General features: G+C 70.1%; 15 protein-coding genes and 2 pseudogenes. 3 read left to right on the top strand and 14 right to left on the bottom strand.

All coding sequences use genetic code 11. The features are described 5' to 3' along the window. Nucleotides 1-138: 138 nt before the first annotated feature. From ADK54_RS25405 to ADK54_RS25445, 9 genes and pseudogenes are all read right to left on the bottom strand, one after another. The gene (locus ADK54_RS25405) at nt 139-573 is read right to left on the bottom strand and encodes a VOC family protein (protein ID WP_053728032.1); all 435 of its coding nucleotides are present in this window, start codon (nt 571-573) and stop codon (nt 139-141) included. Between the two features lie 222 nt (nt 574-795). Then, a pseudogene (locus ADK54_RS25410) lies at nt 796-1,241 on the bottom strand (response regulator transcription factor); the annotation flags it as partial. A 194-nt stretch (nt 1,242-1,435) separates the two neighbouring features. Continuing rightward, a complete protein-coding gene (locus ADK54_RS25415) occupies nt 1,436-2,599 on the bottom strand; it encodes an oxygenase MpaB family protein (RefSeq protein ID WP_053728033.1) in 1,164 nt (387 codons plus the stop codon). 94 nt (nt 2,600-2,693) lie between these two features. Then, nucleotides 2,694-3,749 carry a polyprenyl synthetase family protein gene (locus ADK54_RS25420; protein WP_053728083.1) on the bottom strand — a complete coding sequence of 352 codons (1,056 nt, stop codon included), beginning with the start codon at nt 3,747-3,749 and terminating at the stop codon, nt 2,694-2,696. Then, nucleotides 3,739-4,014, bottom strand: a complete 276-nt coding sequence (locus tag ADK54_RS25425; RefSeq protein WP_053728084.1) for a hypothetical protein — start codon at nt 4,012-4,014, stop codon at nt 3,739-3,741. The genes ADK54_RS25420 and ADK54_RS25425 overlap by 11 nt, the downstream gene beginning before the upstream one ends. A 438-nt stretch (nt 4,015-4,452) precedes the next feature. After that, nucleotides 4,453-5,652: a low temperature requirement protein A gene (locus tag ADK54_RS25430; RefSeq protein ID WP_053728034.1), complete on the bottom strand. Its 1,200-nt coding sequence runs from the start codon at nt 5,650-5,652 to the stop codon at nt 4,453-4,455. A gap of 137 nt (nt 5,653-5,789) precedes the next feature. Next, on the bottom strand, nt 5,790-6,056 hold the full coding sequence (locus tag ADK54_RS25435) for a hypothetical protein (protein WP_053728035.1): 267 nt from the start codon (nt 6,054-6,056) through the stop codon (nt 5,790-5,792). A 68-nt stretch (nt 6,057-6,124) separates the two neighbouring features. Next, nucleotides 6,125-7,645, bottom strand: a complete 1,521-nt coding sequence (locus ADK54_RS25440) for an FAD-dependent monooxygenase (protein WP_053728036.1) — start codon at nt 7,643-7,645, stop codon at nt 6,125-6,127. Nucleotides 7,646-7,889: 244 nt separating this feature from the next. Next, nucleotides 7,890-8,660, bottom strand: a complete 771-nt coding sequence (locus ADK54_RS25445; protein ID WP_234392201.1) for an endonuclease/exonuclease/phosphatase family protein — start codon at nt 8,658-8,660, stop codon at nt 7,890-7,892. A 228-nt stretch (nt 8,661-8,888) separates the two neighbouring features. Here ADK54_RS25445 and ADK54_RS25450 point away from each other — a divergent pair, with 228 nt between their 5' ends. Together ADK54_RS25450 and ADK54_RS25455 are read left to right on the top strand one after the other, a co-directional pair. Beyond that, a complete protein-coding gene (locus tag ADK54_RS25450) occupies nt 8,889-10,409 on the top strand; it encodes an ArnT family glycosyltransferase (RefSeq protein WP_234392198.1) in 1,521 nt (506 codons plus the stop codon). Between the two features lie 286 nt (nt 10,410-10,695). Beyond that, nucleotides 10,696-11,436: a hypothetical protein gene (locus ADK54_RS25455; protein WP_053728038.1), complete on the top strand. Its 741-nt coding sequence runs from the start codon at nt 10,696-10,698 to the stop codon at nt 11,434-11,436. A gap of 131 nt (nt 11,437-11,567) precedes the next feature. Here ADK54_RS25455 and ADK54_RS25460 read toward each other — a convergent pair whose 3' ends face one another. After that, nucleotides 11,568-12,305, bottom strand: coding sequence for an SDR family oxidoreductase (locus ADK54_RS25460; protein ID WP_053728039.1), 738 nt, complete (start codon nt 12,303-12,305; stop codon nt 11,568-11,570). Nucleotides 12,306-12,452: 147 nt separating this feature from the next. Between ADK54_RS25460 and ADK54_RS25465 the strand changes: the two genes are divergently transcribed. Beyond that, the gene (locus tag ADK54_RS25465; protein ID WP_053728040.1) at nt 12,453-13,025 is read left to right on the top strand and encodes a TetR/AcrR family transcriptional regulator; all 573 of its coding nucleotides are present in this window, start codon (nt 12,453-12,455) and stop codon (nt 13,023-13,025) included. 323 nt (nt 13,026-13,348) lie between these two features. Here ADK54_RS25465 and ADK54_RS25470 read toward each other — a convergent pair. The 4 genes and pseudogenes from ADK54_RS25470 to ADK54_RS25485 form a co-directional block, all read right to left on the bottom strand. Further along, nucleotides 13,349-13,615: pseudogene (locus ADK54_RS25470) on the bottom strand (TM2 domain-containing protein). A gap of 244 nt (nt 13,616-13,859) precedes the next feature. After that, the gene (locus ADK54_RS25475; protein WP_078966610.1) at nt 13,860-14,276 is read right to left on the bottom strand and encodes a DUF2752 domain-containing protein; all 417 of its coding nucleotides are present in this window, start codon (nt 14,274-14,276) and stop codon (nt 13,860-13,862) included. Continuing rightward, nucleotides 14,269-14,676 carry a TM2 domain-containing protein gene (locus ADK54_RS25480; RefSeq protein ID WP_053728041.1) on the bottom strand — a complete coding sequence of 136 codons (408 nt, stop codon included), beginning with the start codon at nt 14,674-14,676 and terminating at the stop codon, nt 14,269-14,271. The genes ADK54_RS25475 and ADK54_RS25480 overlap by 8 nt, the downstream gene beginning before the upstream one ends. A 240-nt stretch (nt 14,677-14,916) precedes the next feature. Further along, nucleotides 14,917-15,867, bottom strand: coding sequence for a phosphodiester glycosidase family protein (locus ADK54_RS25485; protein ID WP_234392199.1), 951 nt, complete (start codon nt 15,865-15,867; stop codon nt 14,917-14,919). Nucleotides 15,868-16,522 lie beyond the last annotated feature (655 nt).

Raw genomic sequence — 16,522 nt, forward strand, 5'->3', positions numbered from 1 at the left:
GGGGAGGGTGAGCAGGAAGTCCTCCAGGACGCGGGAGTAGACGTTGTCGCTGGTGCTGCCGGTGACGATGATGTCCTTGGCACGGTCGACGAGATAGAGATATCCCTCGGCGTCGAGATAACTCATGTCAGTCGAGACTCAGTCGAGACAGAACTCGTTGCCCTCGATGTCCTGCATGGAGATGCACGACTCGTTTTCCTCATCGGCGCGCAGCACTTGCACGCATACCGCGCCGAGCGCGATCAGTCGTGCGCATTCGGCCTCAAGCACGGCCAGGCGCTCTTCGCCCACGAGCCCGGTGCCGACCCGCACGTCGAGATGCACCCGGTTCTTGGCGACCTTCCCTTCGGGAACGCGCTGGAAGTACATACGCGGACCCTGACCCGAAGGATCCATACAGGCAAACCAAGAACGCTGATTCTCAGGTGACAGCGAGCGGTTGTAGTCGTCCCACGTGTCAAACCCGTCCGGCGGCGACGGTACGACGTACCCCAGCACCTCGCACCAGAAACGAGCGACGCGCTCAGGGTCCGCGCAGTCGAAGGTGACTTGAAACTTCTTGATCGATGACATCGGCGCACCATAACAGGGGGCTCCGTGGCTCACCTCCCGGTAGCCGTCGACCAGTTGACCGGGGATGGTCTACGGCGTGCGGTGGAAGCCGGACCGTGACGAGGAGACCGCCGGCAGAGCGGGGGACGAGGTCGAGGGTCCCGTCGTGGGCGCGGACGATGCTGTGCACGATCGCCGAGGCCGACGCCGGCGTGCGCGTCGGTGCGTACGCGTTCCGTTCCATGGTTCGCCGAGGCGCTTGCGCAGCGCGGAGACGGTGATGCGCACGGCGTTGGTCAGGGGTCGGCGTTCTCGTCCCAGGCCCGTCCAAGCAGCTCTTCCGCGCTGACGACCCCGCCCTCGGCGGCGACGAGGACTTCGAGGACGGCGAACGGTTTGCGGGTGAGCGCGACGTGGCGTCCGTCGCGGAAGACCTCCCGGCGGAAAGGGTCGACCCGCAGGCCCCCGAGCTCGCGGACAGGGGGCCGGGCGTGCGCGCGGCTGCGGTCGAGCGCCCGCAGCCGCAGGACGAGCTCCCGCAGCTCGAACGGTTTGATGAGGTAGTCGTCGGCGCCGAGCCCGAACCCGAAAGCCTTGTCGTCGATGCCGTCGGCAGCGGTGAGCATGAGGATCGGGATGCCGCTGCCGGAGGCGACGATCCGCCGAGCGACCTCGTCGCCGGAGGGGCCGACCGGACACACGAGTCAGTCTGCCGGTGTTGGCACGGGGCCGCCCCGAGCGCCAGGATCCGCGGCACGGATGCCGGCGCCGCGAACCGCATCGGAGCGAGGAACCCCAGTGCCGGGAAGCGATTTTCGCTACGCCCGCGAAACGCGAAATCACCGGCCTCCGCGAACTTCCTGACAAGCGGCGTTGCCTCCGGTCACTCGGAGACCGTGGCGGCCGGCGGGGTCCACCGGTGGGTGCGGGGCAGCGTGCCGGTGATGCCGTAGTCCTTCTTGAGCTGTTCGGGGATGGCGTAGTGCATGACGCGGCCGCGGGTGAGGGAGGACAGTTCGAGGACGGCGGTGAGGTGGCCGAGGCGGTCCAGCGCCCAGGCCCCCAACGGGGAACGGTCTTCGATGGTCTCCAGTACGCCGAGGAGGTGGGGCACGGCTTTGACCAGGGTGTCCCACCGGGTGCGCGGTACCTGGAGCCAGTCGGCGCACGTGTCGCCGACGAGGTGGCGGATGAGTGCGGAGACGATCGGGTCGAAGAAGGTCCCGGGCACGATCTCCTCGTAGAGGTCGATGAGTTGCCGGGTGAGGTGAGCTCCTTCGTCGGACGGCCCCATGTGCCGGACCATGTACAGGTCCAGGAACTGGCGTGCTTCCTCAAGGGACTTGGGGCAGGCCTCCTGGTCGACGCCGAGCATGGCACCGACCACGCGCCAGGCGTAGTAGTACGCTTCCGCGCCTTCCGTCGACATGTGGATGCCGAGGCGGTGCAGGCTGTCCAGGACCAGCAGGGAGAAGAACATCTGCCCGCCGATCATGTCCTCCTGACAGATCGGCGTTCCGTACACCTCGGTGTCCCAGCGGTTCTCGCGCCGCAGATGGTGACGGATGGAGGCGTGCAGGAGGCGGACCTTCTGGGCGGCGGGGATGAAGCGACTGCCGGCCTCGAAGGCGTCGGGCCGCATCAGGTAGACCGTGAACTGACCTGTCTCCGCCATCCGTTTGGAGGGGTACTTCAGCCCGTGGGTGGCTGACAGCAGTTTCGCCACGTGCGGGACGACGTAGCACGCGGGCATCGAGGCGAAGGACAGGGCGGTGGAGATGTGCACGTCGTTGTCGATGAAGAACAGCCGGGCCTTCTCCATCTCACCCCAGTCCACCCAGGACGGCGGCACACTCGTGGCCTGGAGGTATTCCCGAGCCACATCGGGCAGCCCGTCCGGCAAGGGAGCGCCGGCGGTGGAGACGTACCGCATCAGGGTGTTGAACTTGCCCACCTCCCCCCGTTCGAAGAGGGCGGCGACCGTGGCGTCGGCGAGTTCGTCACCGGCCCCCCGCAGCGCGTCCATTGATGCCTCGGTGTAGGTCACGACAGGGCTCCTTGTCATCCACAGGTCATCCACGGGTCATCCGGCGACGGGCGGGGACTGCGGCCGGTGGCACGCCTGACCTCGCCATACCGGGTCAGGACAGGCGGACCGCCGCCGAACGCGCCAGCTCGGTCAGGGCAGCGGTGGCGGGCGCGGGTGTGTTCAGGTCGTGCAGAACCCCGAGGGCCTCCTCGACCCGCGCGGTGATCATGGCTTCGATACGGTCGGGAGCCTTCAGCCGGCACATCAGCTCGCGGATCTCGTCCAACCCGTCCGTCCCCGGGTCACGGCGGCCGAGGAGAGCGCCCAATCGCTTCCGCTCGTCGTCCGCCGCGAGCCGCCAGGTCTCGGCGAGCAGGGCCGTGGGCCGGTGACCGCGTACGTCGTCGGCGTTGGCCTTGCCGGTGCGTCCCGGGTCCCCGAACAGGCCGAGCAGATCGTCCCGGAGCTGGAAGGCCTCGCCCAGCGGAAGCCCGTACGCCGAGTAGCCGACGCGCAGCCGCTCGCCTGCCCCCGCCAGAGCTCCGCCGATCAACAGGGGCTGCTCGACCGTGTACTTGGCGGTCTTGTACCTGATCACCTTCAGCGACGCCGTGGTGTCCGGATCGGCCCCGGTACGCAGGATCTCCAGGCACTCCCCCGCGATCAGCTCCCGGGCGAGCACCGACCACAACGGGCGGGCTCGCGCCAGGTACGCGGCGGGCAGACCACTGGTGGCGAACAGCTGCCCGGCCAGTGACATCAGCAGGTCCCCCACCAGCATCGCGAGCGACCTGGCGGCGGCGACGGCACGCGGCCGACGGCGTACGGCACCACGTAACGCGATGTGCGCCGTGGGCCGGCCGTGCCGCAGCGCACTGTCGTCGACGAGGTCGTCGTGCACCACCGCGGCGGCATGCACCAACTCCATCGAGGCGGCCGCCCGCACCAGCGCGTCGCTGTCCGGCTGTCCCACCGCGCGCCAGCCCCAGTAGCAGAACGCCGCGCGCAGCCGTTTCCCGTCGGCGACCGCGGCCTCCAACTGGCCGGCCACCGGGCCCAACAGGGCATCGATCGCCGACAGTTGCTCGGCCTCCTGGGCGACGAAGCGGTGCACCACCTCGTCGACGCGGGCCTTGAACGCGGCCGGCTCCCACCGGTCAGACGTCATCGGCGGCCCGGGCCAGGGCATGGCGGGCGAGGATTTCCAGATGGGCCGGGGGGACAGCCGCGTACCGGTCAACCACCAGGCGCCCACGCGCCATCAGATCGTGCTCGGCCTGCGCCGCCAGCTCCGCGGCGTCCGAGCGGCGCAGCAGCCCCCGCACCGTCCCCAGCGCCGCACCCAGTGTGCTCACCGCCAGATCGGCCAGCCCGGCCGCCAGCAACACCGCCTGCTCGTCCAGGCCCCCGCGTCGTCCCGCTTCGCGCGCCATCCGTCCCCCCACCCACATCACGCCCGGAGCGGCGCCGTCATGCGCCGCCCTCCCCAGGATCGCGTCGCACCCGATCCATGACCGGAAGAACTCACGATCGAGTGATCACATCGCTTGTCCGTACGGAGGTTGGTCCGTCGCAGGCCGGTGGTGCCGGGGCTGGGGCTTCGTGAAGGCGGTCGCCCGACCGGGCGCCGTTCGGCCTCAAGGGTTTGACGGTCCGGCCGATCGGGATACCCGGCCACCCGCGTCCTGCTGCTCTGGGGACGACGCCCCGCCGACCCGTCGCGCTGACACAGCTCGGCCGGCCCGGAAACCCTGCGCAGGGTACGGACCCTCCTGGGCGGCTACTAGGCCTCGGCGTTCGACAAGGCGGCCGGCCGGATGGCCGTCCTCGCTGACGAACCATCAGTTCTCGCTCTTCGTGGCGGAGCCCCACTACGCGCTGGTGCGCCGGGCGACGGCCACGCCCCAGGGGATGCCCAGCAGAACGAGCAGCCCCAGTCCGAGTGGCAGGGGGGCCGGGCGGGCCGCACCGAGGGCGAGGCTCACAGCGGCGGCCGCGGCACTGGTGAGGGCGAGCGGGCGATACAGGGCCCGGTCCTCGCGCCAGGCGCGCAGAGTGGTGGCCACCACCATGGTGATGGCCAGGACGGTCGCGCAGGTGGCGCTCAACAGCCATGCGGTGGCGGCCGGGGTGCGTGTGTCGTGGGCATGCTCGACGAGGCTGACCATCGCGGCGCCCATCGCGGCGATCGCCGCGGTCAGCGGAAGATGGGCGAACAGCCAGCGGACGGCGGCGGCACGGGTGGCCACGGGCGGACGGTGGCCCGCGTAGTCGAAATACGTCCACCACGCCCCGAACCCGACGAGGACCGCGACGAGACCCACGGTCAGGGTCCGGGCGTCGACCCCGTGCTCCTCGGTCAGCCCGTCGACGACTCCGGTCACCGTCTCGCCGAGGACGATGATGATCAGCAGTCCGAACCGCTCGATGACGGCATCCGTGATGGCGAGAGCTGCCCGTTGGGCGGAGGGAGACGTCGCGGTGTGCATCATGACGGCGAGACCGGCGAGGTAGAGGACGTCGAGCGCACCCCAGGCCGGCAGGCGGGCCCGCTGCGGCAGCGACGTGCTCGCCACGAGGAGGACGGCGCAAGCGGCGGTTCCCGCAACGTACGGGCGGGACAGCCGGCGGTACTCGGGGCGGTCGCCGCGGGAAGCCAGGGCCCACAGAACCGCCAGAAACGCGAAGAGCACCCCGGCCGTCACGGCGAACGCGGCCCCGAGCGAGCCGCCCACCCCCGGGATGAACGCGCCGAGCGGCACGAGGACGAGGATCTGGAGCAGGAACGTCGTGCGGCCTCGGACGTCATCGCGGCCGTGCAGCTCGTGATGAAGCGTGCCGTTGAGCCACGCGATCCAGATCAACGTGAATACGACGGCGTACTCGCCGAGGCCGCGCCACGTCAGCTGACCCGCCAGATGGTGGGCGGCCTGCGCGACGAGGACGACCATGACCAGGTCGTAGAAGAGCTCCAGGGGACCGACGACCCGTTCGCGGGGCTGCTCCCCGTGAGGGCGGGGCGGGTGCCACAGCTGCTGGCGGATGCGGATCCATCGGGATTCGGGTGGCATCGGTGACCTAAGCGCCGGGTGGGTCAGGGCGGGTGGGGCGTCTTGGTGGAGAGGGGATCACCGAGTGGCGGGCGCCGCAACTCGGACCCACGCCGCGCCCGCACCGTCCACCAGCAGGTGGGTCCCGAGCGAATTCGTCACCCGCCGCCGTGGGCGTCGCCACTCTGAACACGGTCGTCCCGCCCACCGGCCCACCTGGGCTTCGCCCGGTCCATCACCTTCTGGCCCGCGATCCCGGTGTTCAGCCAGTTCACGGGCCGGTCGGGGTGCCGGAGCCCCCACTCGCCCGCGTCGCGCAGCGGGTAGCCGAACCCGAGACCGTCTTCGCTCGCCAGCCGCTGGCAGTCGGTGATCGAATCCCCGGCGAACATCACGGTGCTTCCGGGGCGGAGTGTGATCGTCATGTGTGCTCCTTGACATCGGACGAGGAGGGGAAAGGGGGCAGCAGACCAGCCGGAGAGGAATTGCTGCTTTAGATTTCCGGGCTACCGAGCCAATTCCTGGCTGCCCGCTCAAAGGATTCGGGATCAGGGGTGCGATCTCCTGTCCAGGCCACCACCCCGTCGGGTCGGACGAGCACGGCGCCCAATCCGAGGTCGTTCCCCGCCGGCCCGGCCGCGTACCGTATCCGGCTCTCCCAACCCATCGCCGGACGGTGCAGGCGACGGTCGGCGCTGAAATCGAGCGCGACGCCTCGTCCGTCCTGCATCAGGTCGCCGAGGCGGGTGCCGTTGTCGAGGCAGAGGTCCGGGGCGTTGCGGCCGACCAGTGGATGCTCGCCGCCGAGGTCGTAGCGGATCGACGATCCCGACAGCCTCTCGAACGCGTAGGTCGTTCCGTCACGGGTTCCGAGCAGGTCGCGAACCACTCCTTGGATCGCCCGGGCATGCGGGTCGGGGCTCATGACCGCCACCTGGGCGCGCGACCAGTCGAGCACCCGGGCACCGATCGGATGGCGTTCGCGGGTGTACGTGTCGAGCAGCCCGTCCGGCGCGTACCCGTGCACGGTCGCCGCGAGCTTCCAGCCCAGGTTCATGGCGTCGCCGATGCCGGTGTTGAGTCCCTGGCCTCCGAGGGGCGAGTGGATGTGGGCGGCGTCGCCCGCGAGCAGCACACGTCCGCGCCGGTAGGTCGTCGTCTGCATGGCCCGATCGGTGAAGCTGGAGGCGAGTTGGACGTCGCTCAGCGTCACGTCGGTGCCGGATACGCGGCGCAGCACGGCCTGGAGATGATCACGGGTCGGCTGCCGCGAGCGGTCGAACGCGCCGCCGTCGAAGTCCATCATGCCGATGTGTCCTTCGGTGGCCATCCGGATGTACGTGCCCGTCGGCGTCAGGTTGATCCCGGGGCTCAGCTTGTCGGGATCGGCGAGGGTGCCGAGCATCAGGTAGCCGGTGAACTGCGGCTCTGTGCCGACGAATTCGAAGCCCGCGAGCCCGCGCACCGCACTGCGTCCGCCGTCGCAGCCGACGACCCAGCGCGCCGCGTACTCGTGCCCGTCGGCTCGCGCGACCGCGCACTCGTCGTCCTGGGAGATGGCCGAGACCGTGACGCCGCGCCTGATCTCCACGCCCAGCTTCGCCGCCCGCTCGGACAGCAGCGACTCGACCGCATCGAGGTAGGTGAGCATGCCGTCCATCGCCGGGCTGGGAAGCCGGTAGGGCAGGGCGGCGACATCGACTTGGGCCGGATCGAGCACCATGCCGGCGAAATGGCCCACGCCCCGCAGGGGTGACGGCTCGTGCCCGTCGTGGCCCGCGGCGAAGTCGTCTCCGGCACCCGATGCCGTCCGCAGCCGATGCAACATCCCGCGGCGGTAGAACGACTCGACCGACGCGACGGACAGGCCCCTCATCCCGAACGGCTTCGTCTTGACCGGGGAGCAGGGCTCCGGTTCCCGTTCGAGTACCAGGACGGAGCAGCCCGCGAGGCCGAGCTCGCAGGCGAGGAACAGACCGACCGGGCCGGCGCCCACGATCACTACGTCATGCATGAGAGATCCCCTTCCCAAACCATCGCCGGGTGGGCACCCGGCAGGACCTCTCGAAAGGTGCCAGACCTCACCTACATCGGACCGACAGCCCCCGACATGTCACCGACGCCGGACCCACACCCCCGACGAATCGTCAACTCCGGCTGCCTGTAAGGGAATTGAGGCACTGGGGTGGACGGCCGGCTGGATGACTCGGCAGGCGAGGAAAAGCGATCGCCTCGAAGCCGCGGTTGCTCCCCGCTCCTCAGCGTTCGGTTGGCGCTGTCCTGTCCGGCGACGGGTGCGGGCCGGACGCGAGGTCGCAGACCACGCCGAAATGGTCGGAAGGCCACAATGGGCCGCGTGCGGTGAGGTACGGGGTGGTGAACGCCAACTCGGCGTGCGCTGCCCGGAGTCCGGCCGTGAGGATGTAGTCGATACGTCGCGCCGGTTCGCGGGCTTTGCGCGCATGCACGTTGACGGGTGTGTACGTGTGGCCCGAGCCGCGGCCGCCGCGCGCCCACGCGTCCTCCATGCGGCTGGTCAGCCATCGGATCTCGGCTGTGTCCGGGGCCGCGTTGAGGTCGGCCAGGAGGACGACGTCGCGTCCCCCGTGCCCCGCCACGAGTTCCGCGAGGAACCGCACCTGCTGTTGCCTGATGTGCGCGTGCTCCCATTCCCAGGTCAAATGCGTGACGAGCACGGTGGTCGAACCCACCTCGGCGCACAGCACCGACCGGGGCTCGACACCCGGAGTCGGCAGCGGGAGCACCTCGTACCGTGTGACGGGCGCCCGGCTGAGCAGCGCATTGCCCTGGGTGGCACGGGTGCGCGCCGAGCAGGCCGGCGCGTAGGTCACGTGATGGCCCAGGGCATCGGCGATCCGCTCCGCCTGGCACCGCGAGCCCCTGCGCCACACCTCCTGCAGACCGACCAGGTCGGGAGCGAGCCGTACGAGCTCGGCCCTGACCAGGGGCAGCCGACGGCGCCAAGCCGGGCCCCGGCCCCAGATGTTGAGAGTGACGGCACGCTCCATGTCCACCACCACACCGTACGCGTTCGTGCACGGCGCGGCGTGGCTGCGCCCGGCGGCCCGGCCGGCCCACATCGGGTCGAGGCCTGCTCCAGAGGCGGCACCCCCGACGGCCCATGCCTTGTGATCACAACGCCCATAGAGCCGCCCGGTAAACGGTCTTGGAATGGGGGCGGGGCCCGGCTCTTGTCCCCCTTGGCCGCGCCACTCGTGGGCTGCCAGACTGCGGCGGTGAACATTCGGGGGGATGGTCGGCTTGGTCTGCACTCGTTCGCGGCACGGCCGGTCGCGTTGGTGGCGGCTGTTCTCTTCGCCGTGCTCGTCGCACTGTCCGGGCGATACGGCTTCCACCGCGACGAGCTCTACTTCCTGCTCACCGGCCGGCATCCGGCCTGGGGCTACGTCGACCAGCCTCCGCTGACCCCGTTGCTCGCCCGGGCCGGCACCGCCGTCTTCGGCGCGAGCCCAACAGGTCTGCGGGTCGTACCCGCACTGCTCTCCGCATGCTCCGTGGCGCTGACCGCCCTGCTGGCCCGGGAGCTGGGAGCCGGCCGCGGCGCGCAGGCTTTCGCCGCCGGGTGCTGTGCCTGCTCGGGATACGTCCTGGCCATTGGCCACTTGCTGTCCACCAGCACCTTCGATCTGACCGCCGAACTGGGCGTCCTGCTCCTGACGCTGCGGCTGCTGCGGACCCGCGACAGCCGCTGGTGGCCGGCCCTGGGTGCGGCGATCGGGACGACGCTGCTGAACAAGCAGCTCGTCCTCTCGCTGCTCCTCGCACTGTTGGTGGGCCTGCTGGCAGCCCGCCCCTGGCGCGAGGCCACGCGGCGCCCCGGCCCCTGGGACGCACGGCTGCTGCTCGGACCCCTGCTGGCGCTGTTCCTCGCGCTCCTCATCAGCGCACCCACTCTCTGGTGGCAGGCCACGCACGGCTGGCCCGAGGTGAAGGTGGCCCGCGTCCTCAGCCACGTCGACGGCGTGTCGGGACGGCTGCTGTTCGTGCCCCTCCAACTGCTCCAGTTCTCCCCGATCCTCGTTCCGGTCGCGATAGTGGGCCTGCGCCGGCTGCTCCGCGACGACGAGCTGCGCTGGGCCCGGCCAGTCGCCCTCGCCTACCCGGTGCTCTGCGTCCTGGTGCTCGTCGGCGGCGGCAAGCCCTACTACCCGCTCCCGCTCCTGCTCGCCGTGACGGCGGCCGGCTGCGAGCCCGTCGTACGCCGAGCCCGCCGGTCCTGGCGCACCCTCGCGCCCCTCCTTCTCGTGGCGGCGGCCACCAGCGCCCTGGCCGCCCTGCCAGTACTGCCGGTCTCTGCAGTCGCGGTGACCAACGCCGTCGACATCGACCAGGGCGAGCAGGTGGGCTGGCCCCGATTCACGCGTGCCGTCGCAGCCGCCTGGACGTCGATCCCCACCGCTCAGCGCACCCACGCCACGCTGCTCACTTCGAACTACGGCGAGGCGGGCGCCCTCGCCCGTTACGGCCCCGCCTACGGCCTGCCCACCGCGTACTCCGGCCACATGAGCCTTTACGAGTGGGGCCCACCCCCCGACAGTGCCGACGGCCCCGTCCTCCTCGTCGAACAGGCCGACGGACAACACCGCCTGGAACAACCCTTCAGCGACTGCCACACCGTCACACGCACCGACAACGGCCTCGGCATCAACAACCAGGAACAGCACGGGGAGGTGGTGCTGTGCACTGGCGCGCACCGACCGTGGTCCGTGCTGTGGCCGTCATTGCGCCAGTACTGACACACCGTCAGTTGCTGTGGCTGGGCCGGTCGCCCGCAAGGCCTCGTATGCGCCCCGTACGGGCCGCACCAGGGCGTGGCGTTCGGACACCACGCGCCTCCGCCATCCGGAGTGTCCGGTTCAAGTCACCGGCCCGTCCTGGCAGTTGTGACATCGGCCGGGCAACCCGGCTTCCTCGTGTCCCGTGTACAGAGGTGTGCAGCAATAGCTGCGCACCGCACGGAGTCCGGCCGGGGCGTGCCGATGTCCGGTGGAGTCACACACAGACCGAAACGGAGAATCCAGCATGACTGTTCGTCGTCGTACGATCTCGCTCGCTCTCGTCACCACCGGCGCGGCGCTGGCCCTGGCCGCCTGCGGAGGCGGCTCGGACAACGCGGCCGCAAGCCCTTCCAGCGGCGGCGCGAGCCCGGGCACCGCGACTGCCACAGCGACGCCCGGCCCCGGTGGCTCCGGCGGCCCCAAGGCCGGCGGCGCAAGCGGATCCGCCTCCGCAACCAACGCGTCCGGAACCGCCGGCACGAAGACGGGCGGAAAGGACGCCACCAGCGACTCCTACGCCTACAAGCACCTGTGCACAGCCGGGCAGCTCTCGATCAGCACGAAGGAGCTCGACTCGAACCCGGACCAGTACGTCATCGCCGTGACCAATCGCGGCAAGGCCGCCTGCGGCCTCTCCTCGTACTACCCCAGGGTCGACCTCGGCTCGAAGAACGGCGCGGACCGCTCCCACAACATCCACCCGCTCGTGCCCAGCGGTCTGGGTGGCGCCCCCGCCATGCCGGTCTACGCGGGGCGCACCGTCTACGCGGTACTCGATGTCGACCCCAACGGCGCCAAGGGCAGCAACGGCGGCATCGACGAGATCAACGTCCTTGCGGACCAGCGCTTCCCGAACGCCGAGACGCACAACTTCCCGATGAACGAGGGAGCCACCGTCGTCCAGCACCCCAAGCTGGGGCTGTACCGCGACAGCGTCGGTGACGCGGTCAGCAGCATGCGCACGGCGGACATCAACGGCAGCTGAAGCGGCCGCCCGCCCTCCTGGCCGTCGTACGGCGTGCGAGGACGATGGCGACGAGCCCGTGGGGCAGAGGAACTCGGGCACGCGGCTTCGACTTCTGGGGGCGGCCGCTCCGTGGCGGACGTTTCCGGATGTCAGGCTTGCGCAGTGGGCCGGACGACGATCTCACTGATGTCGATGCCGGCGGGCTGCTCGATCGCGTAGCCGATCGCGGATGCGATGGCGGAGGGCGGGATGGCGATCTCGTCGCGCTGTTGGGCGATCGCCGCCGCCGCTTCGGGGCTCCCTCCCTTGCCCACGCCTTCGGTGTTGGTGAACCCCGGTGAGACGAGGGTGACACGCAGGTGAGGTCCCGACTCCTGCCGCAGCCCCTCGGTCAGCACCTTCACCGCCGTCTTGGTGGCCGCGTAGACGCCCTGCGGGGATTTCACGACGTAGGCCGCGGTGGAGGCGACGTTGACGAACTGGCCGGAGCGCTGCCGCCGAAAGATGGGAAGTGCCGCCGCGATGCCGTTCAGCAAGCCGGTGACATGGGTGGCGACCATGGCGTCCCAGTCGTCCTGACGCAGCTCGTCGAACGGTGACACCGCCATCGTGCCGGCGTTGGAGACCAGGACATCGAGTCGGCCGAACTGGTCGACCGCCGTGTCCGTCAGGCGCTTGAGATCCTCTCGGCGCGTCACGTCGATGACGGCGCCGACGGCTGAGCCGCCCCGCGCCGTGATCTGGTCCACCACCGCGTTCAGCCGATCCTCCCGCCGGGCCCCGAGCACGAGCCGGGCACCTTTCTCCGCGAGGTAGGCCGCCGTCGCCGCTCCGATACCACTGCTGGCACCTGTGATCGCTACGACCTTGCCCTCGACACCCGACATGATCAATGTCCCTCCAAGGTGGATGAACGCAGGTCAGGTCATGACCTACGATAAAAGTGGGGGCGCCACCACTTACGTCAAAGCTAAGTGGATGCTCCCCCACTTAGCAAGGTGAGAGGGAAACGAAGAGGAGAGTGGCGACCGCTGATGGCCGGCAGTGCACAACGCCCGTTGCGAGCCGACGCACGGCGCAACAGAGACAAGATCCTCGCGGCCGCGGTGCGCGTGTTGACCGAGGAGGGGCTGGACGCGCACCTGGAGCACATCGCCAAGGAGGCGGGCGTGGGCAGCGCGACCCTGTACCGCAACTTCCCCACCCGGGAGGCCCTGATCGAGGCGGTCTACCGCAACGAGGTGGCCCAGCTGTGCGACGCGGCGCCCGGCCTGCTCACGCAAAAGCCGCCCTACGAAGCCCTGCACGACTGGACACGCCTCTTCCTGGACTACGTCACGACCAAGGCTGGCATGGTCGATGCCTTGCGCGCCATCGCGGCCAAGGGAAACAGTCCCTACGGCCACAGCCGGGACATGGTCCAGGCCGCCATCACCACCCTCATGGACGCGTGTGCGGCCGCCGGGACGATCCGCACCGACATCAGCCCCGCCGACATGAGCGCCGCCCTCGAAGGCATCGCCCTCACCTCGGCCAAACCCGAACAACGCGGACGAGCCGAGCGTCTGCTCGACCTCATCCTGGACGGCCTCAAGACCCGATCGTGAGGGCAGTTCCGGGGGCAGGTGACGCGGCGCTCAAGTGCCGTGGAAAGTCTGGCTGGTTGGTTGCCGAGTGGCGGTAAACGGATACCCCCCGGTCAGCCCCGCTTCCACTCCGATCCCCCGGATTCCTCACCGGCGGCACCACCATACGAGACCACTGGTCACACCCACGGTCGAAGACTCAGGCCCGGCGCCGCGCCCGGACGCGCACCTCACTCAGCACAGCGATCCGCCCCGCTGGATGAGATCCAACAGGGCGGATTCCGACAGGGCCCCGCGTCGTCGGGGCTCTCGGGCGCAGGGGCCGACGGGCGGCCCACACGGCATCAGCCGCGCAGCACGCGGCCCTCCTTGTCGGTGCGGTCGTTGCTGACGAGGTAGATGATCCCGTCGATCAGCGCCCAGAACCCGAGCCCGCCACAGGTGAGCAGCTAAGCGATACCCACACCGACCGAACCGACATAGAACCGGCCTATGCCGAGCGTGCCGAGGAAGAGCTGGAGGATTCCGGCGACGATCTTCGACTTGTCCGAGTACGGACGGCCCTGGGGGTCGTAGCCGAAGGGAGCGGCGGGGCCGGCGGGGACGGTCATGGTGGTGCTCCTGGGAAGAAGTGTGACAAGCCGGGCGGACTGCCCGGACGGCCCAGGGAGGAACCTCGCTCATCGCGCAACTGACTCGATCACGGCGGCCACGAGCAGCCGTGGGCCGTCCCCCCTATGCATAACGATCATAACCCGCATATAAGGCGCATAAGGACACGAGCGCGGCAAGCGGGAGCGGAAGCGGCTCGGAGCGACGGCTCCTCTTCCGTGATCGATTCCCGACCGCGGCATCTCAAGTGACGTTGCGCAGCACCGCCCAGGCCACCGCCGCGAGCAGGATCAGCACGTGGAGGGCCGGAGCGATCTCCGGTCTCCACGACCGACCCCTCAGCCCCTCCAACGTCCAGCGGCCCCACAGGGCCAGCGCGAACGGGGCGGCGAGCAGCAGGGCCCGGTTGTCCAGCCAGGCTTCGGCGAGGTGACCGTGCATCAGGTCGTACGTCATGCGGGTGCCGCCGCAGGCCGGGCAGAGCAGTCCGGTGACGAGCCGGAACGGGCAGGCGGGCAGCAGGTGTCCGCCTTCGTGCGGGTCAGTGCCCCACAAGTACCAGGCCCCTGCGACGCCGACGACGAGCACCGTCAGGGGTGCCACCGCGGGATGCCGGGCCAGGCGGCTCCGCGCCGACACCGACCGGACCGAGTCAGCCACGCAGGATCCGGCCCCGGTCGTCCGTGCAGTCGTCGCCGACGAGATACATGATCCCGTCGATCAGCGCCCAGACCCCGAGCCCGCCACAGGTGAGCAGCTGAGCGATGCCCACACCGACCGAACCGACATAGAACCGGCCGATACCCAGCGAGCCCAGGGTGAGCTGAAGGATTCCCGCGACGATCTTCGACTTGTCCGAGTACGGGCGGCCGTAAGGGTCGTAGCCGTAGGGCGCATTGGGGTCGCCCGTATAGAAGCCGGGCGGAGGCGCATACCCCGGCGCCTGCTGGTAACCACCCCGCGGGTGGCCGTAGGGACCTGCCTGGCCGGTCGCGCCGGGATTCTGGTTCGGGTGGCCATGACCGGGCGGCTGGATGGGCGGCTGCGGCTGCTCGCTCACAGTGGCTTCACTCCTGGAATTTACGGAAAGATGCCGATCCTAACGCAGGGCTTGGTTGACAAGTCCAACCGGCGCCGATTACGGACGTCTCCGCGAAATCGGCACGTTACGGCCGGGACCAGGCCGATGCCGGACGATTGGCGCCGCAGCCGACCACGACAGCGGGACGTTTGGAAGCCGCCCTGCTGTCACCCCCGCCGCCGAGTTGCCCGTGGGGTTGCCCTCAACACCCCCGGTGTCTCAACGGGAGTACACGGCAACGCCGTTGGAGACTGCGCGTTCCTCGCCATGGTCAAGGGCGTTGCGCACCACGAGGTGGCCGGTGTGGTCCCGGGTCGCCAAGGTGGCGGATCCGCCGCCGTCCAGGTAGGCGCCCACATCGCACCCCAAGGTGGCCAGAAGACGGGCGAGCTCGCTCACGGTCAGCCCGCTGGACGTTCCTTCACGGCCGTCCGTCGACAGGAGGCGCATCACGTGGCCGCCCCGCGCGATCCCGATGGCCGAACGCGGTTCGGCAACCACCGTGTCCAGACCGGGGAACGGCCGGCCGCTCACGACGATCGGGTGGGCGCCGAGAGCGAAGGCGAACGATGCGCGGCCGCTGGAGACAAGGCGGTAGTCCACCTTCACGGCCGTCCCCGGTTTCAGTGCGCGCAGGGCTTTCGCTCCGGCCTCGCGGCCCAGCAGAACGACGCTGCCCTCCGGGATCCGCCCGGACCCGGGTGTCGACGAGACGGAACGGACCACTCCGTGCCGGACCGTGACCTCGTAGGCGTCCCGGGTGCAGGGCGCGGCCCGGACGTCGTCGGTACCGCAGACGGCGCGGGCGCGGGACGTTGCACCCCAGCGCGGGGTGAAGGCCCCGATGGAACCGACGGGGAGGGCGTACTGGTTGAGGCCACCGAGGGGCAAGGTCCCGTGGGCGGCGGTGCGGATGTGGCCCCGCAGGGTCAGTCGGCCGGTTCGGGCGATGCCGTCGACGCCGACCCCGAAGACGTCTTCGGTGGAGCCGCCCCGAGGCAGGGGCCAGCCGAATCGCTGCCCGTCGGGGACCGCGGCCTTCAGCGGCCCGCCATCCCGCACCGCCGGACCGGAGGTCGCGCCGGTCGCCTGCACGCCGGGATGCTGCGACTCCTCGATGTCGAAGAAGTCGCCGTTGACAGCAGCCACCGCCCTCTGTCGCGCAGCCATCACGGACACCTTCTCGCGCGCGGCCACACCCCCTGCGTACAGCAGGCCGGCCTGCACTCCCCGACGGCCCAGATCCACCGTCAGCACATGCACCCGGGCGCTGCCGTGCGACGTGCGCACAGTGAACGCCCGGTATCCGACTCCAGGCGCGACCACCTCCGATACCGCGGCCGCGTCCGCCGGTACGGCTGCGGCTCGCACCGGGACCGGGGCGGAAGCGGAGGCTGACGTCCAGGACGACGCGGCACCCACAACAGCGAACACGAGCACTGCTACAGCGCTCTTGAGCCTCTTCACCCCATCACCATGCCCGAAACCGCGCTCCGCGCACCGCTCACCTTCCGGCCATCCCCACCAACAGCCCCAAAGGGAAACCCGTCTGACACTCACTCGGCCGCCTATCGCCCGGGGCGTCGGTCCTCCCGCCGGCTCCCTTGGCCGCTTCAAGCCGGGGCAACCCTTCGGAGCCTGCCGGTATGGGTGACGCGGGACGGGGTGGGCCGGGATGCTCTACCCATGGACGAGATGCTGCTCGGCCGACTGGGCGGGGCGCTCGGCGTCCGGCCTGCTGCGCGTGCTGGTCGGGCAGCACCCGTCGGGCAATCGATGGCAAGCGCGTGGCACACAACGTACCTGGGTCGGACTTCGACAAGCC

This window comes from Streptomyces sp. WM6378 (genome assembly GCF_001279695.1).
GTDB lineage: Bacteria > Actinomycetota > Actinomycetes > Streptomycetales > Streptomycetaceae > Streptomyces.

Bases quoted from the DNA above. Each gene is read 5' to 3' on its own strand.
- ADK54_RS25405 (WP_053728032.1), bottom strand. From the start codon at position 573: ATGTCATCGATCAAGAAGTTTCAAGTCACCTTCGACTGCGCGGACCCT.
- ADK54_RS25420 (WP_053728083.1), bottom strand. From the start codon at position 3,749: ATGACGTCTGACCGGTGGGAGCCGGCCGCGTTCAAGGCCCGCGTCGAC.
- ADK54_RS25425 (WP_053728084.1), bottom strand. From the start codon at position 4,014: ATGGCGCGCGAAGCGGGACGACGCGGGGGCCTGGACGAGCAGGCGGTG.
- ADK54_RS25430 (WP_053728034.1), bottom strand. From the start codon at position 5,652: ATGCCACCCGAATCCCGATGGATCCGCATCCGCCAGCAGCTGTGGCAC.
- ADK54_RS25435 (WP_053728035.1), bottom strand. From the start codon at position 6,056: ATGACGATCACACTCCGCCCCGGAAGCACCGTGATGTTCGCCGGGGAT.
- ADK54_RS25440 (WP_053728036.1), bottom strand. From the start codon at position 7,645: ATGCATGACGTAGTGATCGTGGGCGCCGGCCCGGTCGGTCTGTTCCTC.
- ADK54_RS25445 (WP_234392201.1), bottom strand. From the start codon at position 8,660: ATGGAGCGTGCCGTCACTCTCAACATCTGGGGCCGGGGCCCGGCTTGG.
- ADK54_RS25455 (WP_053728038.1), top strand. From the start codon at position 10,696: ATGACTGTTCGTCGTCGTACGATCTCGCTCGCTCTCGTCACCACCGGC.
- ADK54_RS25460 (WP_053728039.1), bottom strand. From the start codon at position 12,305: ATGTCGGGTGTCGAGGGCAAGGTCGTAGCGATCACAGGTGCCAGCAGT.
- ADK54_RS25465 (WP_053728040.1), top strand. From the start codon at position 12,453: ATGGCCGGCAGTGCACAACGCCCGTTGCGAGCCGACGCACGGCGCAAC.
- ADK54_RS25485 (WP_234392199.1), bottom strand. From the start codon at position 15,867: ATGGCTGCGCGACAGAGGGCGGTGGCTGCTGTCAACGGCGACTTCTTC.